The 21,888-nt window shown below is 74.4% G+C and carries 18 protein-coding genes and 1 pseudogene; 3 read left to right on the top strand and 16 right to left on the bottom strand.

The window, feature by feature from the left end:
* Positions 1-23: 23 nt before the first annotated feature.
* The 9 genes from O7604_RS28080 to O7604_RS28120 all read right to left on the bottom strand — a co-directional run bounded on the left by O7604_RS28080 (position 24) and on the right by O7604_RS28120 (position 11,251).
* A complete protein-coding gene (locus O7604_RS28080) occupies positions 24-836 on the bottom strand; it encodes a shikimate dehydrogenase (protein ID WP_281578324.1) in 813 nt (270 codons plus the stop codon).
* Positions 836-2,035: an endolytic transglycosylase MltG gene (gene mltG, locus O7604_RS28085; protein WP_269700494.1), complete on the bottom strand. Its 1,200-nt coding sequence runs from the start codon at positions 2,033-2,035 to the stop codon at positions 836-838. Before mltG ends, O7604_RS28080 begins: the two co-directional genes overlap by 1 nt.
* A complete protein-coding gene (gene ruvX, locus O7604_RS28090) occupies positions 2,032-2,493 on the bottom strand; it encodes a Holliday junction resolvase RuvX (RefSeq protein WP_128138093.1) in 462 nt (153 codons plus the stop codon). Before ruvX ends, mltG begins: the two co-directional genes overlap by 4 nt.
* Positions 2,494-2,563: 70 nt before the next feature.
* Positions 2,564-5,245, bottom strand: coding sequence for an alanine--tRNA ligase (gene alaS, locus O7604_RS28095; protein ID WP_281578325.1), 2,682 nt, complete (start codon positions 5,243-5,245; stop codon positions 2,564-2,566).
* The gene (locus O7604_RS28100; RefSeq protein ID WP_013285491.1) at positions 5,242-5,547 is read right to left on the bottom strand and encodes a hypothetical protein; all 306 of its coding nucleotides are present in this window, start codon (positions 5,545-5,547) and stop codon (positions 5,242-5,244) included. The genes alaS and O7604_RS28100 overlap by 4 nt, the downstream gene beginning before the upstream one ends.
* A gap of 32 nt (positions 5,548-5,579) precedes the next feature.
* On the bottom strand, positions 5,580-6,041 hold the full coding sequence (locus O7604_RS28105; RefSeq protein WP_013285490.1) for a DUF948 domain-containing protein: 462 nt from the start codon (positions 6,039-6,041) through the stop codon (positions 5,580-5,582).
* 145 nt (positions 6,042-6,186) lie between these two features.
* On the bottom strand, positions 6,187-6,804 hold the full coding sequence (locus O7604_RS28110) for a hypothetical protein (RefSeq protein WP_269706865.1): 618 nt from the start codon (positions 6,802-6,804) through the stop codon (positions 6,187-6,189).
* A 2,666-nt stretch (positions 6,805-9,470) separates the two neighbouring features.
* Positions 9,471-10,964 carry a replication-associated recombination protein A gene (locus O7604_RS28115; protein WP_269700497.1) on the bottom strand — a complete coding sequence of 498 codons (1,494 nt, stop codon included), beginning with the start codon at positions 10,962-10,964 and terminating at the stop codon, positions 9,471-9,473.
* Positions 10,965-11,038: 74 nt separating this feature from the next.
* Complete coding sequence (locus O7604_RS28120; protein ID WP_013285485.1) at positions 11,039-11,251, bottom strand: hypothetical protein; 213 nt, start codon at positions 11,249-11,251, stop codon at positions 11,039-11,041.
* Positions 11,252-11,383: 132 nt separating this feature from the next.
* Here O7604_RS28120 and O7604_RS28125 point away from each other — a divergent pair, with 132 nt between their 5' ends.
* Positions 11,384-12,124, top strand: coding sequence for an N-acetyltransferase (locus tag O7604_RS28125; protein WP_269700498.1), 741 nt, complete (start codon positions 11,384-11,386; stop codon positions 12,122-12,124).
* 252 nt (positions 12,125-12,376) lie between these two features.
* On the opposite strand, the gene O7604_RS28130 is transcribed toward O7604_RS28125, so the two are convergent.
* From O7604_RS28130 to aspS, 4 genes are all read right to left on the bottom strand, one after another.
* Positions 12,377-13,762 carry an MFS transporter gene (locus tag O7604_RS28130; RefSeq protein ID WP_269700499.1) on the bottom strand — a complete coding sequence of 462 codons (1,386 nt, stop codon included), beginning with the start codon at positions 13,760-13,762 and terminating at the stop codon, positions 12,377-12,379.
* Positions 13,759-14,373 (bottom strand): helix-turn-helix domain-containing protein, encoded by a 615-nt coding sequence (locus tag O7604_RS28135; RefSeq protein WP_269700500.1) that lies wholly within the window; start codon positions 14,371-14,373, stop codon positions 13,759-13,761. Before O7604_RS28135 ends, O7604_RS28130 begins: the two co-directional genes overlap by 4 nt.
* Positions 14,374-14,434: 61 nt before the next feature.
* Complete coding sequence (locus O7604_RS28140) at positions 14,435-15,244, bottom strand: sugar nucleotide-binding protein (protein ID WP_269700501.1); 810 nt, start codon at positions 15,242-15,244, stop codon at positions 14,435-14,437.
* Positions 15,245-15,307: 63 nt separating this feature from the next.
* The gene (gene aspS / locus O7604_RS28145; RefSeq protein ID WP_269706866.1) at positions 15,308-17,113 is read right to left on the bottom strand and encodes an aspartate--tRNA ligase; all 1,806 of its coding nucleotides are present in this window, start codon (positions 17,111-17,113) and stop codon (positions 15,308-15,310) included.
* A 148-nt stretch (positions 17,114-17,261) separates the two neighbouring features.
* On the opposite strand from aspS, the gene O7604_RS28150 reads away from it, so the two are divergent.
* Positions 17,262-17,960 carry a DUF998 domain-containing protein gene (locus O7604_RS28150; protein WP_269700502.1) on the top strand — a complete coding sequence of 233 codons (699 nt, stop codon included), beginning with the start codon at positions 17,262-17,264 and terminating at the stop codon, positions 17,958-17,960.
* A 59-nt stretch (positions 17,961-18,019) separates the two neighbouring features.
* On the opposite strand, the gene O7604_RS28155 is transcribed toward O7604_RS28150, so the two are convergent.
* On the bottom strand, positions 18,020-19,069 hold the full coding sequence (locus tag O7604_RS28155; protein WP_269700503.1) for an alpha-lytic protease prodomain-containing protein: 1,050 nt from the start codon (positions 19,067-19,069) through the stop codon (positions 18,020-18,022).
* A gap of 213 nt (positions 19,070-19,282) precedes the next feature.
* Between O7604_RS28155 and O7604_RS28160 the strand changes: the two are divergent.
* A pseudogene (locus tag O7604_RS28160) lies at positions 19,283-19,426 on the top strand (aromatic compound degradation protein PaaI); the annotation flags it as partial.
* Between the two features lie 117 nt (positions 19,427-19,543).
* Here O7604_RS28160 and O7604_RS28165 read toward each other — a convergent pair.
* Positions 19,544-20,479, bottom strand: coding sequence for an acyl-ACP desaturase (locus O7604_RS28165; RefSeq protein WP_281578326.1), 936 nt, complete (start codon positions 20,477-20,479; stop codon positions 19,544-19,546).
* A 51-nt stretch (positions 20,480-20,530) separates the two neighbouring features.
* A complete protein-coding gene (hisS, locus tag O7604_RS28170) occupies positions 20,531-21,871 on the bottom strand; it encodes a histidine--tRNA ligase (protein ID WP_281578327.1) in 1,341 nt (446 codons plus the stop codon).
* Positions 21,872-21,888 lie beyond the last annotated feature (17 nt).

Consider the following 21,888-nt stretch of genomic DNA (forward strand, 5'->3'; position numbering starts at 1 on the left):
AGGCGTTAAGAAGGGGCCCTTCCTTACACCGGCAGCGCGGCGCGCATCGCGGCGCGCGGGGCGGCTACGCCAGTGAACTGCTCGAACTGGCCGTACGCCTGGGCCAGCAGCAGGTCCAGCCCGGAAACCACCCGGCACCCGGCGGCCAGCGCCGCCGCCGCGAGCGGCGTCGGCCACGGGTCGTAGACCACGTCGAAGAAGACCGACTCCGGCCGCCAGTCGAAGTTGTCGGCGAGCGGGTCGGCCACGCCCTTCGGCACCGTGGAGATCACCAGGTCGGCGCGGGCGTGCGCGGGCGCGCCGTCCCACTCGGCCCCGGCCAGCGGCACCCCGGCCGCCGCCGCGACCGGGCGCAGCTCGTCGACCGCCTCCGGGCGGCGGGCCACCACAGTCACCTCGGCCGCCCCGATCCGGGCCGCCGCCGCGATCGCGGCCCGGGCGGTGCCACCCGCGCCGAGCACGGTGACCACCGCCCCGGCCACGCAGCCGGCGCCGGTGAGCACCTCGACCATGCCGGTGACGTCGGTGTTGTCCGCGTACCAGGTGCCGTCGGGCCGGCGTACCAGCGTGTTGGCGGCGCCGACGGCGGCGGCGACCGGCGAGACCTCGTCGGCCAGCGCGAGCGCCGCCTCCTTGCCCGGCATGGTCACCGACAGCCCGGCCCATTCCGGGCCGAGGCCCGCGACCAGGCCGGGCAGCTCGTCGGCGCCGGCTTCGATCCGGGTGTACGACCAGCCGGTCAGCCCGGCCGCCGCGTACCCGGCGGTGTGGATCACCGGGGAGAGCGAGTGGGCGATCGGCCTGCCGACCACCGCGGCGCGGCGGGGATCGGCCATCAGATGATCCCGGCCTCCTTGGCCTTCCGCTCGTTGCGCAGTTGCTCGTCGTAGGTCTCGGCGAACGCGGAACGGCCGTCCTTGCTGATCGCCACGAAGTAGAGCCACTTGCCCGGCGGCGGGGTCAGCGCGCCCTCCAGCGCCTCCTTGCCCGGGTTGTTGATCGGCGACGGGACCAGCCCGCGCAGCTTGCGGTTGTACGGGTTCTTCGGGTCGTCCAGTTCGGCGGCGGTCATGTCCTTGGACGCCTTGGTCTTCTGCCCGGTCAGCTCCAGGTAGTAGTTGACGGTGACGTCCATCTCCAGGCAGTTGCAGGGGAACTCGCCGTAGACCCGGTTGTAGGCCACCCGGGCGACCTTGCCCAGGTCGGCCTTGTTACCGGCTTCCGCCTGGGCCAGCGAGGCGACGATCAGCGCCTCGTACGGGGTGATGCCGCCGCGTTCCTTCTGCACCTTCTCGGCGTACTGCATGCCGGAGGTGACGGTGAGGAAGTTGTCCACCATCAGCTTGAGCACCGTCTCGGCGGTGGCCTTCGGCGGGATCTCGTAGGTGTCCGGGAACAGGAAGCCCTCGATCGACGGATTGACCTTCTTGCCGTCGGAACGCTTGAACCACCAGTCCGGTACGCCGAGCGCCTCCGGGTCCTTCGCCGCCGCCTCGAAGTCCTTGACCGGGATGTCGGTCTTCTCGGAGAGCCGCTTGTAGACCGTCTTCGCGGTGAGGCCCTCGGGGATGGTGATCCCGTTGACGATCTTGTTCTTGAGGTCCAGCAGGGCCACGACCGCCGCGTCACCGCTCATCTGCTTGCGCAGCTTGTACGTGCCGGGCTGGATGTTCTTGCTGCGCGAGTTCTCCTCTGCGGCCTCGATGAACGCCTTGGTGCTCTTCACCACGTCGGCGGCGACGAGCGCGTCGGCCATGTCGGCGATCAACGCGCCCTGCTTGATCTCGACGGTCACCTCGCCGGTGCCGGAGCCGTCGTAGTCGGGCGTGACGAAATAGTTCTGGACCCGGTCGAAGCCGTAGAAGGCACCGCCGCCGATGCCGCCGAGCAGGACCAGCGCGAGCGCGAGGGCGAGCAGGGTCTTGCCCCGGCCGCCGCCGGACTTGCCCTGGCGCCGGCGTACCGCGCCGCGCCGGTGCCGGCCCTTCTCCCCCCTGTCCTGCTCGTCGAAGCCCAGATCAAGGTCGTCGATCATTGCGTCCGCCTCCGCTGTGCGTCCAGCCAGCTCTGCAGAATCTCCACCGCGGCGGCCTGGTCGACCACCGCTCGTTGGCGCTTTCCCCGGACGCCCCGTTCGGCCAGCCTACGACTCGCGACGACGGTAGACATCCTCTCGTCCGTCAGCGTCACCGGAATCGGCCTCATTACATCGGCCAATCGGCTGGCATATGCTGATACGTTCGCCGCCGCGGGGCCGTGTTTTCCGGCGAGGTTGACCGGCAGCCCGACCACGATCCCCACCGCCTCGTGCTCGGCGGCGAGCCGGACCAGCTCGGCCATGTCGGCGGGGACCGCGTCCGGTTCGGCGGTCAGATCACGGGCCAGCGTCACCAGCGGCGTGGCGAGGATGCCATGCGGATCACAGCGGGCCACCCCCACCCGGACCTGACCGACGTCGACACCCAGCCGGACGCCACGGGACAGCTCGGTCACGAGCGGACACCTCCCCGCCGGTACGGGCCAGGGCGGACCGGGTGGTCCGCCCTGGCGTCGATCGTCGCGCTCATGCCGCGTCGGCGACCGCCCGCTCGACGGTGACCAGCAGGTTAGGTGCCTCCGCCGCGGGCAGCCCGCCGCCCTGGGCCAGGTCGTCGCTGCCGCCACCCCGGCCGGAGAACGCCGCCTTGACCAGGTCCTTCGCGCTCAGGTTCCGTCCTCGGGCGGCCTGGTTGACCGCCACCACGAGGGACGCCTTGCCGTTGGCCCGGGCGGCCACCGCGACCACCGCCGGGCGGGCCGCGTCGATCCGGCCCCGGATCTCCTGGGCGAGGGTCCGCACGTCGTTCGCCGCCGCGCCCTCCGGCGCCTCGGTGCCGACGTACGCGACGCCGCGCACGTCCTTCGCCTGCGCGGCCACGGCACCGGCCCCGCCGAGCACGAGCTGGGCGCGCAGCTTCTCCAGTTCCTTCTCCGCGTCGCGCAGCTGGGTGACGGTCTGCTCCACCCGGTCGGCGACCTGCTCGCCGGGCACCCGGAACAGCTCGGCCAGCCGGGACACCAGCAGGTGCTCGCGGGCCAGGAAGCCGAACGCGTCCATGCCGACGAGCGCCTCGATCCGCCGGACACCGGAACCCACTGAGGCCTCGGAGAGGATCTTCACCAGGCCGAGCTGGGCGGAGCGGGCCACGTGGGTGCCGCCGCACAGCTCGCGGGCGTAGTCGCCGACCTCGACGACCCGGACCCGCTCGCCGTACTTCTCGCCGAACAGGGCCATCGCCCCGATCCGGCGGGCCTCCTCCTGGCTGGTGACGAACGCGTGCACCTCCAGGTCGGCCAGCAGCACCTCGTTCACCTGCTGCTCGACGTCGTGCAGCACGCTGGGCGCCACACCCGTCGGGGTGTTGAAGTCGAACCGCAGCCGGCCCGGCGCGTTCAGCGAACCGGCCTGGGTCGCGGACTCGCCGAGGAAGTTGCGCATCGTCTGGTGCACCAGGTGCGTCGCGGTGTGCGAGCGGGAGATCGCCCGGCGGCGGGACACGTCAATCTCGGCGTACCCGGTCTCCCCGGAGCGGACCTCGCCACGCACCACCTTGGCCCGGTGCACGATCAGGCCGGGCACCGGCTGCTGCACGTCGAAGACCTCGACCTGGCCGCCGCCGACGGTGATGAGGCCCTGGTCGGGCTGCTGCCCGCCGCCCTCGGCGTAGAACGGGGTGGTGTCGAGCACCAGCTCGATCGTGTCCCCCTCGACCGCCGCCGAGACGGCCGCGCCGCCGGACAGCAGCGCGCGGACCCGGGACTCGCGGCTCAACTCGGTGTAGCCGGTGAACTCGACCGGCCCGCCGCCGTCGAGCACCGACCGGTACGCCGACACGTCGGTGTGCCCGGTCTTGCGCGCCTGCGCGTCGGCCTTGGCCCGGCTGCGCTGGTCGGCCATCAGCCGGCGGAAACCCTCCGCGTCGACCTGCAACCCCTGCTCGGCGGCGATCTCCAGGGTCAGGTCGATCGGGAAGCCGTACGTGTCGTGCAGCTGGAACGCCTTGTCACCGGAGAGCGCCGCCTTGCCGGCCGACTTGGTCTCGGCGATGGCGGTGTCCAGGATCGTGGTGCCGGCACGCAGCGTGGCCAGGAACGCGTCCTCCTCGGCGTACGCGTACTGGGAGATCCGGCCGAAGTCCTCGGCCAGCTCCGGGTACGACGGCGCCATGCAGTCGCGGGCCACCGGCAGCAGCTCCGGCAGCGCGCGATCGGAGTAGCCGAGCAGCCGCACCGCCCGGATCGCCCGGCGCATGATCCGCCGCAGCACGTAGCCCCGGCCCTCGTTCGACGGGGTCACGCCGTCGCCGATGAGCATCAGCGAGGTACGCACGTGGTCGGCGATGACCCGGAGGCGCACGTCGTCCGGGTGCGACTCGTTCGCCGCGTGACCGGAGTGCACGCCGTAGCGCTTGCCGGTCAGCTCGGCGGCCTTGTCCAGGATCGGGCGGACCTCGTCGATCTCGTAGAGGTTGTCCACGCCTTGCAGCAGCGAGGCCATCCGCTCCAGGCCCATGCCGGTGTCGATGTTCTTCGCCGGCAGGTCGCCGAGGATCGGGAAGTCCTCCTTGCCGACGCCCGGACCCCGCTCGAACTGCATGAAGACGAGGTTCCAGAACTCCAGGTAGCGGTCCTCGTCGACCTCCGGGCCGCCCTCGCGGCCGTAGGCCGGGCCGCGGTCGTAGTACAGCTCGGAGCACGGGCCGCACGGGCCGGGGATGCCCATCGACCAGAAGTTGTCGGCCTTGCCCCGGCGCACGATCCGCTCGGCCGGCACGCCGGTGGCACGCCAGATGTCGTACGCCTCGTCGTCGTCCAGGTAGACGGTCGCCCAGATCCGCTCCGGGTCCAGCCCGAAGCCGCCCGCCTCGACCGACTTCGTCGCCAGGTCCCAGGCGAGCGGGATCGCCCCGGACTTGAAGTAGTCACCGAAGGAGAAGTTGCCGTTCATCTGGAAGAACGTGCCGTGCCGGCTGGTCTTGCCGACCTCGTCGATGTCGGGCGTACGGATGCACTTCTGCACGCTCGTCGCCCGCGCGTACGGCGGGGTCTGCTGGCCCAGGAAGTAGGGCACGAACTGCACCATGCCCGCGTTGATGAACAGCAGGTTCGGGTCGCTGATGGCGGGCAGCGGAGCGGACGGCACCACGGTGTGCCCGTTCGCCTCGAAGTGGGCGAGGAACCGCCGCTTGATCTCCGCCGTCTTCATCGCTGGTGGTCCTCCGGGAAAATCTCTCGATCACCGATGCGCGGGTCCTCCCGCAGCTCGGCGAACTGGTCGTCGTACACCTCGCCGCGGGCGAAGGCCTCGTGGATCTCCTGCTCACGCTCGGCCATGCCGACCCGGACGTCGTCCACGAACGCCCGGAGCGACTCGACCAGACCGCCGGCGGACTCGGACAGCCCGCTGGCGATGCCGGCCGGGGTGTACGCCTGCGCGGTCCGGGTGGCCTTGCGCACCACCAGGACGCCCACGGCCAGCCCGATGCCCAGCCAGAACAACCGCCTCATGCTCTCATCCTTCCCGCGTACGCCGGCCGGGGTCAGCGGTTGCCGCGCTTGGCGGCGCGACGCTGCTGCTTGATCGTGTCGCGCACCTCGCGCTCGGTCTCGGCGTGCCGGCGGGCGGAGGCGGCCCGGCGCACGCCGTACCCGAACGCGGCCACCTTGACCAGGGGGTTCGCGGCTGCGGCGGAGACCACGGTGGCCAGGTTCGCCACGTTCGCCGTGACGTTCTGCGCGTGGCTGGTCATGGTGTCCACCTTGGCGAGCTGCAGGTTCACCCCGTCCAGCGAGGTCTGCACCTGCTCCAGCGCCACGTTGACGTTCTTCACCGTGGTGTTCACGTCGCCGAGCAGCGGCGCGGTGCGCTCGTTCACGTCGGTGATCATGCGGGTCGTCGCGTCCACGGTGTGCCGCAGCCGCAGGATCGGCACCGCCAGCACGAGCACCAGCATCAGGAACGCGCCGGCCGCGATCAGCGCAGCGATCTCTCCACCACTCACGCGAAAGTCCTCCTCAAGCAGTGTCCCGGAACCCGACGCCCCGGAACGCGCGACCGTACCTACCCATTCGCGCCACGCCGACCCGGTCACCGGGCACGGACGGGCGTGCCAGCCCCAGACCCTACCGTCCGTGATGAAAGTCGGCTCACGACGGTGAGGGGGTCGCCTCGCCCAACGGGTCGTCGGTCAGGGTCGGGTACGGATCCTCACCGGTGAGTGACGGATCGGTGGTCGGTGTCGGTCCGGTGCGCTCGTCGTCGATCGCGTTGCGCACCTTCACCGAAATCAACGAGCCGGTGCAGTCCGCCGCTGCGGGCGCGGCCGGCGCGGTCGGCGCGGGCGCCCCGTCCACCGGCGGAGGGGTGCAGGTGCGGTCGCGTACCCACAGATCGAGCGTGAGTTCGTCCCGTCGCCAGCAGGTGTAGCTACCGGGGACCTTCTCGTCCGGGCAGCGGTCGACCTTCCAGCGCTGCCACCCGTCCCCGGCCAGCGCCGTCTCGTAGACCTCGACGGTCTTCTCCCACCCCTGCTCCGACTCGACGGAACGTTCGCGCAGCCGGCAGTCCTGCAGGCACCAGCGGCTGCCGCTGACGTTGTCGACGGTGTTGCTCTGCGCCCAGGCGGGCACCTTGAGCTCGTCGAGGCTGTCGAAGACCGGGTCGCGGCTGAGCGTCCGCATGCCGAAGTAGAGCGGCACCGCCCCCAGCAGCACGAGGCTGACCAGAGCGAGGATGCCCAGCCGCAGCCGGGTGCGCTCGCGCATCTGCCGGCGCAGCTCGGACCGGGCACCGCGCAGACCCCCGGCCTCCGCGCCGCTGTCGGCCGGTCCGGGACCGCCGGGCCGTGGCCCCGCGGGCTCCCCCGGGGGTACGACCACAGCCGCCCGGGCCGCCGCCGGAGCACCCGGTCCGGGCCGGTCCGCCTCCGGCCCGGGTGGTGTCGCCCGGCCGGCGGTCCGCTCGTCCGGCGCGACCGGGCGGGCCACACCGGCCGCCGCGCGGGCGGTCACCGGCGCGCCCGGCGGCACCGGGCCGTCGCCTGCCGGTCCCCGGACGCCGGGCGCTACCGGCGGGCGAGGCCCGGCACCGGGCCGGGCCGTGTCGTCGGGGCGTGCCACGCGTCCGTCGCCACCGGGTCCGGCCGGGCCGCCACCGGGGCGGCCGGCGCCCGCCGGAATCCCGCCCGTGCGGTCGAGGTCGCCGCGCGGGCCGGGTCCGGCCGGGCCGCCGCCGGGAACGGGCGCGACACCGGGCCGGGCCGCGCCGCGGGCCGGACCGGGCGCCGGTTCGGACGGCTGGGACCGGGCCGGGGGCACGACCGGGCCGGTCTGGTCGGGGCGGACCGGCGGGCCCGGCGGTTCGGCACGCGCCGGCACGTCGGGGCCGGGCTGTCCGGGGCGCCGGGGCGGCGTACCCGGCTCGGAACGCGTCGGCGGGACGGCGACACCGGCCCGGCCCGCGGCGCCACCGGAGCGGCCGGGCGGCTCGTCGGCCGGAGGACCGGCCGGGCGGCGGGTGACCGGCATGGCCGGATCGGTGTGCGGCGAGCGACCGGCCTGCCGCAACCAGTCGGCGGGCCGCTCGGGCCGTTGCGGCCGCGGCTCGGCGGCGTCGTCACGGGCGGCTCGGCGGCCGGGCGTCTCGGCGGCGACGCCGGGACCCGGTTCGCCGGGCGCGGCCCGCCTGCCGCCGGCTACGTCGGCACTCCGGTCGCCGGGCGCACCACGACGGCCGGCCTGCGGGCCGGTCGCCGGCCCGCCGGACACGGGCGCGCCGGGCAGGTCCGGCGCGTTTCCGCTGCGCGGTACGGCAGGGGCACCGTCCGGCGCGGCGCGACGGCCGGCGCCGGAGACCGGCCGGGTGCCGGGCGGAACGTCGTCGGCACGGGCCCGGCGGCCCGCCCCCGAGACCGGCCGGGTGCCGGGTGCCACGTCGTCGGGCCGCGCCCGGCGCGCTCCCCCGGGCATCGGCACCACGGCGCCGGTGTCGTCGGTACGGGCCCGGCGAGCGCCGCCGGACACCGGCTGGATGCCGGCGGTGTCGTCCGGCCGGGCTCGTCGGCCGCCGGGCTGCGGCGGGACCGTCGGGTCGACCGGGTGCGGGCCCTCGGGTCCGGCGGCTCCGTGCCGGCCGCGAGGCGTCGGCGGTACGCGGGTGTCACCGTCGACGGCCGGGCGGCCCGGGTCGACGGCTGCCCGGCCGGGCGACGGCGGGCCGGACGGGACGCGGGTGCCGGTGACGGGTGGCTGCTGACCGGTGGGGCCGTCCGTGCGGCGGCGGTACGGCGCGTCCGGCGGCCGGGGCGCCTCGGGCACGCCGGGCCAGGGGCCGTCGACGGGGCGGCGTGGAGCACCGGCTTCGGGGCCGCCCGGCCAGGGACCGTCGGCGCCCCGGTGCGGGGCACCGGTCTCGGGACCGCCGGGGCGTACCGGCGGCGCGGCCGGACCGGGCGCGCCGGGGCGACGCATGACCGGAGGGTGCGGACCGGGCCGGCCGCCGGGCGGCGTCTCCGGGGCGGGCCGGCCACGGCCGGCGGGCGTGTCCGCCACCGGCGGGCGGACCCCCGGCGGAACGTCAGCGGCCGGACGCCCGGGCGACGGGGGCATGCCCACGCCGGGCCGGCCGGACGGCGGGGCGGTGTCCACGCCGGACCGTCCCGGTGGCGCAGGTGTGTCCACGCCCGGGCGACCGGGGCCCGGGGGCAGGTCGGCACCGGGGCGGCCGGCAACCGGTCCGCCGGGACGACCGGCAGCGGAGGGCGTCGCCGGGCCGGGACGGCCGGTCGCGGGCGGCAACGTCGGGTCGGTGCGGCCACCCGGAGCGGGCGCGCCCGGATGAGCCCGGCCGGGCCCCTGCGGCGCGGCGGCCGGCGGTACGGGCCGGCCGGGAGCCTGCGGCCCGGCGGCCGAGGGGGGCACGGACCGGCCCGGAGCCTGCGGCGCGGTGGGCGAAGGCGGCACGGGGCGGGCCGGAGCCTGCGGCGCGGCGGCCGACGGCGGCACGGGCCGGCCCGGAGCCTGCGGCGCGCCCGCTGCCGGAGTACCGGGCCGGCCGGTGGGCGGAGGCGGCGGTTGAGCGGCCGGGGGGTGCTGCGGGCCCGGTGCCGGGTTCCGCGGATCCTGGCGACCGGCGGGCGGCGGCATGCCGGGGCCCGGACCCGGCGCGCCGGCCGGGCGGGGCGCCCGGGACGGGTCGGCACCCGGCCGGGACGGGCCGGCGTCGGAGCGCGGTGCCGGGAGGTCCCCGTCCGGTCCGAGTTCACCGCCCTGCTGCTTGGCGGTCCGCAGGTCGTCGATCCAGCCGAGGTCCTCGCCGCCGGCTGTCGGATCCGGCTCGGGCTCGGCCCGGCCGCGTCCCCACCGGCGGCCCTTGGCCCGCGGGTCGCGCCGCTCGTCGGGGCCGTCGGCCGGCCGCTCCGGACCACGCGCCATCACTCCTGACCCCCCTCGGCGGCGTCGCTGCCGCCCTCACTCGCCCCGCTGGCCTGATCTCCGCCCCCCACCCGGGCCCCGTTCGCGGTGGCCGGGGCGCCGGCCTCCGCCCGGGTCGCCGGAGCCGGCAGTCCGCGGACGATCCGGCGCAGCAGCGGCAGCCGGGTGGCCACCGCCCGCTCCGCGCCGTGCCCGCTGGGCTGGTAGTAGTCGGTGCCGACGAGGTCGTCCGGAGCGTACTGCTGGGTGACCACCCCCCGGTGGTCGTCGTGCGGGTAGCGGTAGCCGCGGCCGTGACCGAGGCCCCGCGCGCCGGAGTAGTGGGCGTCGCGCAAACCGCGTGGCACCGGGCCGCCGCGACCGGCGCGGACGTCGGCGACGGCGGCGCCGATCGCTGTGGTGGCCGAGTTCGACTTCGGCGCGGTGGCCAGGTGGATGACCGCCTGGGCCAGGTTGAGCTGTGCCTCCGGCAGGCCCACGTACTCGACCGCGTGCGCGGCGGCGGTGGCCACTGTCAGCGCGGTCGGATCGGCCATGCCGACGTCCTCGCTGGCGAAGATCACCAGCCGGCGGGCGATGAACCGGGCGTCCTCCCCGGCCACCAGCATCCGGGCCAGCCAGTGCAGTGCCGCGTCCACGTCCGAGCCGCGCATGCTCTTGATGAACGCGCTCGTCACGTCGTAGTGGGCGTCGCCGTCCCGGTCGTAGCGCACCGCCGCCACGTCGACCGCCTGCTCGGCCACGGCCAGGTCGATGCGGCCGGTGCCCAGCGCGGTCGCGGTGGCGGCTGCCGCCTCCAGCGCGGTGAGCGCCTTGCGCACGTCGCCTCCGGCCAGGCGGACCAGGTGGTCCTCCGCCTCCTCGGCCAGCACCAGCGCGCCGCCGAGCCCGCGCTCGTCGGCCACCGCGCGGCGCAGCAGGCCGCGTACGTCGTCGTCGTCCAAGGCCTGGAGGGTGAGCAGCACGCAGCGCGACAGCAGGGGCGAGATGACCGAGAAGTACGGGTTCTCGGTGGTCGCCGCGAGCAGCGTGACCGTCCGGTCCTCGACGGCGGCGAGAAGCGAATCCTGCTGGGTCTTGCTGAACCGGTGCACCTCGTCGATGAACAGCACCGTCGGCGGGCCGCCGGACCGGCGTTGCCGCCGGGCGGTGTCGATCACCGCGCGGACGTCCTTGACGCCCGCGGTCAGCGCGGACATCGCGACGAACCGCCGGTCGGTGGCCCGGGCCACGAGGTGGGCGATGGTGGTCTTGCCGCTGCCGGGCGGACCCCAGAGGATCACCGACATCGGCGCCGCGCCCTCGACCAGCTGACGCAGCGGCGCTCCCGGTGCGAGCAGGTGCTCCTGCCCGACCAGCTCGTCGATGCCCGCCGGTCGCATCCGCACCGGCAGGGGCGAGTCCGCCCGAGCGTCGGTGAAGCCGTCGGCGCCGCCCGCGCCCGCGGGTGCGCCGGCCGGCTCGCCGAGGGTGAAGAGGGCGTCCGATTCCATCACGAGAACAGTACCGGGCCGGGCCGACGACGCCGGAATCGCGCCGCCGCCCCGACCCGGGTGGTCTTTTCCGGTCAGCCGCGACCCGGCCGCCGGCCCCGGTACCACCGGCCGCCACCGCCGCCGCGCGGGCCGGAGCCGACGCCGGCCAGGTAGAGCGAGAGCAGCAGGAAGCCGATGAGCATGAGGGTCGTGGTGCTGAACAGATCGGGCGCGCCGAGGTCGGTGTTCATGAAGTCGAGCAGCAGCGCGAAGCCGAACACGATGGCCGCGAGAATGGCGAGCATGTCGTTCCTCCGGTGGGGGTTCCCAGCAGGTCGGCGACGGATGTACCCAATCGGTCTGTTCGTCAATCTCCACCGTGGAACAGGCGGTGGTCCGGCCCTCGGTACCGGCCGGGATGCTCGTAGGCTGGCGGAATGATCACGGTCGACGAGGCACTGTCCGGGCGGTACGCGCTGCTCGAGGCGACCGGTGGTCACCCGTACGCCCGGCACGCGCTGCGGCACGACCAGGCCGTACGGGGGTGGCGGCGCGGCGGCGCGGTCGGGTGGCTGCTGCCGCCGGGTGAGTGGTCGGTCGGCGGGGCGGTCGGCGCCCCCGGCCCGGCACTCGACGTCTTCGCCGCCCAGCGCGCGGACGGCTCGCTGCGGCCGGGCCAGTCGATCAACCTGCCCCACGCCGATCCGGAGGAGGTGGCCGCGCGGCTGCCGGTGGCCCGGCTGGTCGAGTGGGACCTCCTCTGGACGAGCGGCCCGCCGCCGCGCCGGCCGGAGCAGGAGCGGGTGGTCCGGCTCACCGAGGCCGACCACCCCGCGCTGGCCGCGCTGATCGAGGAGGCGTTCCCGAGCACCACCTCCCGGCCGGGCGAACCGGGCATCGTCGACTGGTACGGCATCCGCGACGGTGACCGCCTGCTCGCCTGCGGCGCCGACCGCAGCCGCGGCGACATCGGCTTCCTGGCCGGGTTGACGGTCCTGCCCGGGCAGCGCGGCCGAGGGCTGGGCGCGGCGCTGACCGCCGGGATGACGGAGGCCCTGTTCGGCCGGTACGACACTGTGGCGCTGGGCGTCTACCCGGACAACGTGGGCGCGGTCCGGCTCTACCGCCGGCTCGGTTTCACCGCCACCGAACGCCGCACCTCGATCAAGCTGGCCTGACGGCGCCGGCCAGGGCTCCGACCGGACGGCCGGCACCCCGCCACCCGAGGCACGCCGCACGCGATCTTGGTACGGAACGGCCCCTTCCGGGGCGCCCGACGTAGCGGGCGCGTCGAACCGGTGATTGGAACGTCATGGGTGTCAAACGGGAGCCGAGACACCCATGCCGTTCCACCCGCGGCGGGAGCGGGCAACGCTCAGGTCGCCGGGCGACGTCGGCAACACCGCCGCCCGGGCAACGTCCCGCCGAACTCAGTTCCGGCCGGGTGACACCGGAACGACCACCGGCCCGGGCCCGCCCGTGGCGGCAGCCGCGCCCGTGTCGAGGGGCGGCTCGGACGCCAAACCGGCGTGGCCGGGGCCGCCGCCCGTCGCCTCCGGCTCCACGGTGACGTCCGGCGGGGTACGGCGGGCGGCGCGCCAGGCCGGCAGGTAGAGCGGCGCGGCCACGGCGAGCACCACCCCGCCGACGATCATGGCGACGCTGACGCTCGTGGCGTCGGCCAGCGCGGTGAGCGCGACCGCGCCGAGCGCGCCGGCCGGCTGGGCGGCCATCGAGTTCAGCGAGAGCACGCTGGTCCGGTACGGGCCGTCGACCTGCCGATGCAGCAGCCCCATGTGCAGCGGGTTCGACGCGCCGTGCACGGCGTAGCAGGCGAGGTACGCGATGAGGATGCCGACCGGGCCGGCCAGCAGGCCCATGCCGACCACAGTCACGCCCTGGAGGATCCGCATCAGCGCGGCGGCCGGTGCGGCGCCGAGGCGGCGCAGCAGGAACGGGGTGAGCGCGGCGCCGGCGGCGTTGGCGAGCCAGGCCGCCGTGCCGGCGGGGCCGAGCAGCGCCGCGGCGCGGGCCGGGTCGTCGAGCACCTCGGCGAGGCGTACCGGGAGCAGCGACTCGAAGGTGACCATGCCGAAGCCCCAGAACAGCTCGACGGCGACCAGGGCCGCCAGCACCCGGTTGCGGCGCAGCAGCCCGACGGCCTGCCCGACCATGCGGGGCGCGTCGATGACCGAGGCGCGCAGCGCGGCCGGGCCGGATGCCGGCCGCCGCTCCGCCATCAGCGCGAGCAGCGCCACGATGGAGACGGCCTGGAGCACGGCGGCGACGATCACCGGCAGGGCCAGTGCGCTGACCGGGCCGACCGGGCCGAGCGCGACCAGGCCGCCGCTGATCAGCGCGCCCGCACCGATCGCGACACCGATCACGGTGCCGGCCCAGCCGAGGCCGCGCTCGTACTCGGCCTTCGGGTCGGCGGCGAGCGTGGCGTCGACGTACCAGGACTCCAGCGGGCCGCTGTCGAGCGCCCGGTAGACACCCTGCAACGCCCAGACCAGGAAGAACATCCAGAACGAGTCGGCCACCGCCATCAGCGCCAGCGAGGCGAGGCAGACCACCCAGGCGGCCAGCAGCACCGGCTTGCGGCCGAGCGCGTCGGCGAACCCGCCGGTGGGCAGCTCCAGCGCCAGCACCACCAGGCCCTGCGCGGTGGCGACCAGGCCGATCTGGGACAGCGAGAGCCCGCGCTCCTGCATGAGCAGGATCATCACCGGCATGAGCAGGCCGCTGGGTAACCAGCGCAGGCCGTACAGCGTGAGGTAGCGGATCCGGATCTGGCGTACGGACAGCGCGGTCACGGCTTCTCCTCGGCGGGTGGCGGGGTGGACCGCGGGTAGGCCGCGTCCATCGGGAGGGCGGCGAGGTAGAGCTGGACGGTCTCGGCGTCGGGGTCGTCGGGGTCGGTGGCGTCGCGATGCCGCTCGAAGACCGCGAAGACCTCCTCCTGGATCGCCTTGAGGCGGTCGACCGGGATCCGCATGAAGAAGTCACCCATGCCGAACGCGTCACGCCAGGCCGGCGACCACTGGTGCCGCTGGGCGAACCAGCGTTCGGCGTGCTGGGCGAAGAAGCGGACGTAGTCCGCCTCGATCCATTCGATGGCTGCCCGCGCGTCGGGGTCGTCGTCGAAGTCGCTGGATTCCCAGTTGGTGACGTCGTGCGCGGCCCGCCAGTAGCGCTGGCGGCCGGTGCCCAGGTTCGGGTCCTCCACCACGAGGCCCACCTCGGCGAGTTGGCGCAGGTGGTAACTGGTCGCGCCGCTGTTGGTGCCGAGCGCCTCGGCGAGGGCGGTGGCGGTGGCCGGGCCGCCCACGCGCAGCGCCCCGACCAGCCGCATGCGCAGCGGTTGGGCCAGGGCACGAACCTGGCGGTGGTCGATGTGTACGGTGCGCTCGGTCTTCTCCTCCATGCGATGCACAATATCTGTGCACACTTACTGTGCACAAGCTCTTTGCAAAGGATCTGTGCGTCTAGCCGTACAGCTCGGTGATCCCCCGCAGGCGGGTCCGCAGCAGCCCGGCGGCCCGGGTGGAGTCCAGCACCACCTCGCCCGGCCGGTGCAGCCCAGCGGCGGCGATGGTGGTCGTCCGCAGCCCGCCCGCGTCCACCCCGTCGTGCCGGGCCACCAGCAGCCCCAGCTCGGCCCGGCTCACCGCGTCCGGCCCGGCCACGTTGAGCAGCCCGGCGTAGTCGCCCGGCACCAGCTCCAGCACCGCGGCGGCGAGGTCGGCGACGTGCACCGGGCAGCGCAGCTCGTCTCTGAACAGCGTCGCCCGCCCGGCCAGCGCGTCCCGGCAGAGCTGGATCTGCTTGCTGCCCTCCCCCACGATCAGCGAGGTGCGCACGAGCGCCGCGCCCGGATCGACCGCCCGCACTGCCGTCTCCGCTGCCGCCTTCGCCGCCCCATACGGGTGCAGCGGTGTGGGCACGTCCTCGTCCGCGTACGGCGCCGGACGGCCGGCGTGCAGCGCGTCGCTGGACAGGTGCACCAGCCGGGCACCCAGCTCGGCGGCGGCCACCGCGATGTGGGCCGCCCCGTCCGCGGTGACCGCCCAGTCGTCGTACCGGTAGGGGGTGGCGACGACGGCGTCGGGGCGTACCCGGGTCAGCAGCTCACGCACGGCCGCGCGGTCGGTCACGTCGAGCCGGTGCGGCGCGACGCCGGGCACCGCGACGGCGGTCGAGTGGTACGTGCCGGCGACCCGGTGCCCGGCGGCGACCGCCTGCCGGCACACCTCGGCGCCGAGGAACCCGCTGGCCCCCACCACGAGCAGTTCCATCAATCCCCCTGAAGATCGAAAGGCCCGCGTCATCATGACGCGGGCCTTTCGACGAGGCGAGGATCAGGTGGGGTCGGCCACCGGGGCGGCCGGGCCGGCGGTGCCGGCGTGCGCACCGGCCGGCGCCTTCGGCTTGGCGTCGATGCCGGCCTCGGCGCGCTGCTGCCCGGTGATCGGGGTGGGCGCGCCGGTCAGGGGGTCGAAGCCGCCCCGGGTCTTCGGGAACGCGATCACCTCGCGGATCGAGTCCGCGCCGGCCAGCAGCATGCAGACCCGGTCCCAGCCGAACGCGATGCCGCCGTGCGGCGGGGCGCCGTACTTGAACGCCTCCAGCAGGAAGCCGAACTTGTCCTGCGCCTCGTCGACGGTGATGCCGAGCAGGTCGAACACCCGCTGCTGCACGTCGCCGCGGTGGATACGGATCGAGCCGCCACCGATCTCGTTGCCGTTGCAGACGATGTCGTACGCGTAGGCCAGCGCCCGGTCCGGCGCGTCCTCGAACCGGTCCACCCACTCGGCGTTCGGCGAGGTGAACGGGTGGTGCACGGCCGTCCAGCCGCCCTCGTCCGTGCGCTCGAACATCGGCGCGTCGACCACCCAGCAGAACGCCCAGGCGCTCTCGTCGACCAGGTTCGACCGCTTGGCGATCTCGATCCGGGCCGCGCCGAGCAGCTCCTGCGCCTCGCGGATGTTCGTGCTCGCGGCGAAGAAGATCGCGTCGCCGGGCTTCGCGCCGACCGCGTCGGCCAGGCCGGACAGGTGCGCCTCGGACAGGTTCTTCGCCACCGGGCCGCGCGGCTCGCCGGTCTCGGCGTCCAGCACCACGTACGCCAGGCCGCGCGCGCCGCGCGCCTTGGCCCAGTCCTGCCATCCGTCCAGCTCCTTGCGGGTCTGGGACGCGCCACCGGGCATGACCACCGCGCCGACGTAGCCGCCCGCGTCGATCGCGCCGGCGAACACCCGGAACTCGGTGCCGCGCAGGTAGTCGGTCAGCTCGGTCAGCTCCACGCCATAGCGCAGGTCCGGCTTGTCCGAGCCGTACCGGGACATCGCGTCGTGCCAGGTGATGCGCGGGATCGGCCGGGCGATCTCGTAGCCGGCGAGGTCCTTCCACAGCGCCGAGACGATCGCCTCGCCGAGGTCGATCACGTCGTCCTCGGTGACGAACGACATCTCGATGTCGAGCTGGGTGAACTCCGGCTGCCGGTCGGCGCGGAAGTCCTCGTCGCGGTAGCAGCGGGCGATCTGGTAGTACCGCTCCATGCCGCCGACCATCAGCAGCTGCTTGAACAGCTGCGGCGACTGCGGCAGCGCGTACCAGCTGCCCGGCTGCAGCCGCACCGGCACCAGGAAGTCGCGGGCGCCCTCCGGGGTGGAGCGGGTCAGCGTCGGCGTCTCGATCTCCAGGAAGTCCCGCTCGTGCAGCACGCCGCGGGCGATCTGGTTGGCCCGCGAGCGCAACCGCATGGCCTTCGCCGGGCCGCCCCGGCGCAGGTCCAGGTAGCGGTACTTGAGCCGGATGTCGTCGCCGGCCTCGATCTGGTCGTCCACCGGCAGCGGCAGCGGCGCGGCCTCGGACAGCACCTCCAGTTCGGACGCGGTCACCTCGACCTCACCGGTCGGCAGGTCCGGGTTCTCGTTGCCCTCCGGGCGGCGGGTCACCTCGCCGGTGACCTTGACACAGAACTCGTTGCGCAGCGCGTGCGCGTCCTCCTCGCGGAAGACCACCTGCACGACACCGGAGGCGTCGCGCAGGTCGACGAAGATGACACCGCCGTGGTCGCGCCGGCGGGCCACCCACCCGGCGAGCGTCACCGTCGAGCCGGCGTCCGCGGCGCGCAGGCTTCCGGCATTGTGGGTACGGATCACGGCTGGCGTCTCCTCAATCTGGTCCACTCACTGCTCCCCCGCATTCTGTCAGGACGGGCGGGCCCGCTCCCGGGCACCCGTCGAGCCGGTCCGCCCCGGTGGCGGCGAAACGCCGTGCGGGCCGGGTCCGGCGGTCTACCGTGACCGGGTGCGTGCCGTACCGAGCTGGGCCGTGGCCACCGCGGCCGCCGCGCCCGCGCTGCTGGTGGCGGGCTGGACGGTGGCGGGCGCCCGCCAGGGCCCGGGGTACGACCCGGTGCGGGACACGATCAGCGAGCTGGCCGGCGAGGGTGCCACCGATCCGTGGCTGATGGCCGGCGCGCTGGTGCTGCTCGGCTGCTGCTACTGCGCCACCGCCGCCGCGCTGCACGCCGCCGGGCTGCCCAGCCGCTTCCTGCTCGCGGTCGGCGGGCTGGCCACCGTCGCGCTCATCGCGTTCCCCCGCCCGCAGGTGGGGGGCTCCCCGGCGCACGGCGTGGTGGCCACGGTGGCGGTGCTCGCGCTGTCGCTCTGGCCGGCCGGGACGGCGCTGCGCCTGCCCCGCAGGGTGCCGCGCGAGGTGGCCGCCTCCCCGGCGGGCCGGCCGCCGTGGGCGTTCCGCCGGCCGGTGGCGCTGGCCGTCACGGCCGTGTTGCTGGCGTTGTTCGGCTGGTCGGTGGCCGAGGTGACCGGCGGCTCCCGGACCGGGCTGGCCGAGCGGGTGGCAGCGCTCGCGGTGACGCTCTGGCCGCTGGCCGCGGTGCTGTCCGCCCGGCGGGCCCACCGGCACTGGACGGCCCGGCCGGCGGAGCCGCCGCGCCCGGACGGGCCGCCGGTCGGTCCGGGCCGCCTCGGGGCAGGCACCTGAGACGGGTACGCGGAACGGGCCGCCGGTCACCCGGCGGCCCGTTCGTGGGAGTGCGTGGATCAGAAGACGCTCACGCCGTAGCGGCTGAGGGCCTCGGTGACCGGCTGGAAGAAGGTGGTGCCACCGGTGCGGCAGTTGCCGCTACCGCCGGAGGTGAGGCCGAGCGCGGTGGTGCCGGCGAACAGCGAGCCGCCGCTGTCGCCCGGCTCGGCGCAGACGTTGGTGCGGATGAGGCCGGAGACGCTGCCCTCGGCGTAGTTCACGGTCGCGTTCAGCGCGGTGACGCTGCCGCTGCGCAGGCCGGTGGTGCTGCCGGAACGACGCACGGACTGGCCGACGTAGGCGTTGCCGGCCGAGGTGATGTCCTGGAAGCTGCCGTTGTACAGCGACACGTTGCCGGCCGCGTTGGCCGAGTTGTTGTGCCGGACGATGCCGTAGTCGTTGCCCGGGAAGCTGGTGCCGGTCCGGGTGCCGAGCAGGTTGGACTGCGCGGAGTTGCTGTACCAGCTCGACGAGATGTTGGTGCAGTGGCCCGCAGTGAGGAAGTAGTAGGTCGAGCCGCTACGGACGTTGAACCCGAGCGAGCAGCGGCCACCGCCGCCGGCGTAGATCGCCTGGCCGCCGGAGATCCGGGTGCTCAGCACGCCGGCCTCGGCCTCGATACGGATCGCGCCGTTGTGGCGGGCGGCGGCGGCCTTGACCCGCTCCAGCTTGGCGCCGGTGACGGTGCTGTCGACGGAGACGACGACCTGGTTCGTGGCCGGGTCGGTCCACCAGGCGGTGCCGGGGATCTTGGCGGAGCGCTCCAGCTCGCCGGTGGCGGCGTTGAGCTTGTCCGCGCCGCGGGCCACGATCTTCGGGATGGCGCCGGCGTCGCGCACCTGGCGGGCGGTCGCGGTGTCGGTCACCGTGACGATCATCTTGCCGCTGGCGTCGGCGTACGTGCCGGCCGCGCGGGCGCCGAGCTTCTCGACGAGGGTGGCGGCGGCGTCCGGCGAGAGGGCCGTGGGGGCGGCCTGCGCGGGTGCGCCGAGCAGCGAGCCGGTGACCAGGGTGCCGGCGACGGCGACTGCGGCGGCGCGGCGGAGCGTGGACCTCGTGGGTCGCATGTAACAACCTCCGGATGGGGGTGAACGGGCGCTGTCATGGGGGCGCGCCCGAGGGCAACCCGGGCGACCTGGGGAAACCGCCCGGGTGCCCAAAGTATTCACACATTTAAGATCGTAAGCAAGACATGGCTTTGCCCTAATTCGCACCCGCGCCCGATGTAACGCTCCAGCAACAACATCGACTCAAGGTGTCAGAGCCGGGGATCGACCCGCGTCGACACCGGCCTGCTGCGCTGCGAGGGCACGGTGCTGCAGCGGGGCCGCCGTACCGCCCTGGCCGAGGCCCGCCTCACGGACCCGGCCAACCGCCTGGCAGCCCACGCCACCTCGACCTGCCTGATCTTCCCCCTCCCCTAACCCTCTCCCCCGCCCCCCTGAGCTCGACGATCTTGCAGTTACGGCCCCCGCAGTGCCGGTTTCGCGGCATTCGCGGGGGCCGTAAGTGCAAGATCGCGCGGGAGAGGGAGCGGTCTGTCAGGCCTTGGCAGCGGTGCGGGCGGCTCGGGCGGCGCGGCGCTCCTCGAAGCGGGACGCCTGGGTCTCCAGCGTGTCCAGGTGGGCGGCGATCTGGTCGCGGGCGGCCTCGCCGTCGGCGTTCAGGCCGGTCACGTCGAACAGGTTCCACTGGCGCAGCACCGGCATCACCACCTCGTCGCGGTGCTGGCGCAGGTCGTAGATGCCGGCCAGCGCGATCGCCACCGACTTGCGGGCGAAGCCCTCGATGCCCACGCCCGGCATCTGGAAGTTGGCGAGCACGTCGGCGACGGCCCGCATCGCCTGCGACGGCGCCAGCTCGAACGCCGCGCCGAGCAGGTTGCGGTAGAAGACCATGTGCAGGTTCTCGTCCGCGGCCACCCGGGCCAGCAGCGCCTCGCACGTCGGGTCGCCGGTGGCCCGGCCGGTGTTGCGGTGCGAGATGCGGGTGGCCAGTTCCTGGAACGACACGTACGCCAGCGAGTGCAGCATCTCCTGGTCGTGCACGTTCTGGTAGCCCGCCGACATGTGCACCATCCGGGCCCGCTCCAGCGCCACCGGGTCCACCGCCCGGGTCACCGTGAGGTAGTCGCGGATCGCCGTGCCGTGCCGCCCCTCCTCGGCGGTCCACCGGTGCACCCAGGTGCCCCACGCGCCGTCGCGCCCGAACAGCGTGGCGATCTCGTGGTGGTACGAGGGCAGGTTGTCCTCGGTGAGCAGGTTGACGATCAGCGCGGTCCGCGCCACCTCGGGCAGCGTCGAGTCCTCCGGCGACCACGCGTCGCCACCCAGCGGGCCGTCGAAGGTGCGGCCCTCGCTCCACGGCACGTACTCGTGCGGGAACCACTCCTTGGCCAGCGACAGATGGCGGTCGAGGTTCTTCTCGACCACCGGCTCGAGTTCGGTGAGCAGAGCGGTCTGGCTGAGCACGGTCACGACGTTCTCCCTACGGTGGCGTAACTTACGCCACCGTAGGTCGAAACGTCTTCAGACGCCAGTGCCGGCCGCGCCGACCAGCGGCTTCAGGTCCGCCCGGGGCGGCGTCCACTCGCCCGCCGCGGCCGGCACCTGCTCGCCGGAACGGATGTCCTTGACCTCGTCGCCGTCGGCGCCGGGGAACCAGACGTACGGGATGCCGCGCCGCTCGGCGTACCGGATCTGCTTGCCGAACTTGGCCGCCGACGGGGACACCTCGGTCGGCACGCCACGCGACCGCAGCGCCGCCGCGACCGCGTCGCTGGCCGCCCGGTCCTCCTCGGCGGTGACCGCCACCAGCACGCAGGTCGGCACCGACCGGGACACCGACAGCGCCTCGGCGCCGAACAGCAGGCCGAGCAGCCGGGTCACCCCGATCGAGATGCCCACCCCGGGGAACCGCATGGCCCCCGAGCTGGCCAGGTTGTCGTACCGGCCGCCGGAGCAGATCGAGCCGAACCGCTCGTAGCCGATCATCTGCGTCTCGTAGACCGTGCCCGTGTAGTAGTCCAGGCCCCGCGCGATGCGCAGGTCGGCCACGCAGAGGCCGGGCGCGTGCGCGGCGGCGGTCTCCACCACGGCGGTCAGTTCCGCGACGCCCTCGTCCAGCAGCGGGTCGCTCACCCCGAGGCCGCGCACCGCGTCGGCGAACGAGGCGTCCGGCGCGGAGATCTCGGCCAGCGCGAGCACGGCCTTGGCCTGCGCCTCGCTCGCCCCGGCGGTGCTCGCCAGCAGCTCCGTCACACCGGCCGGGCCGATCTTGTCGAGCTTGTCGACGGCGCGCAGCGCCGCCTCCACGTCGGTCAGCCCGATGCCCCGGTAGAACCCCTCGCAGATCTTGCGGTTGTTGACCTGGATGCGCACCGGCGGGATCGGCAGGGACCGCAGCGCGTCGCCGATGACCAGCGGCATCTCGGCCTCGTAGTGCGCCGGCAGCGTGTCCCGGTCGACGATGTCGATGTCGGCCTGGAGGAACTCCCGGTAGCGGCCCTCCTGCGGGCGCTCGCCCCGCCACACCTTCTGGATCTGGTAGCGGCGGAACGGGAACTGCAGCTTGCCGGCGTTCTCCAGCACGTAGCGGGCGAACGGCACGGTCAGGTCGAAGTGCAGGCCGAGCGCGTCGTCACCGGCCGGGCCGTCGGTGTCGGCCTGCAACCGGCGCAGCAGGTAGACCTCCTTTGCGGTATCCCCCTTCCGCAGCAACTGATCCAGCGGCTCCACCGAGCGGGTCTCCAGCGGCGCGAAGCCGTACAGCTCGAACGTGGTGCGAATGCGATCGAGCACGAACTGCTCGATCGTCCGCTGCGCCGGCGTCCACTCGGGGAAGCCGGAGATGGGCGTGGGCTTGCTCATGGCGTACTCCTCGATCC

It is taken from the genome of Micromonospora sp. WMMA1947, from assembly GCF_027497355.1.
Classification (GTDB): Bacteria; Actinomycetota; Actinomycetes; order Mycobacteriales; family Micromonosporaceae; genus Micromonospora.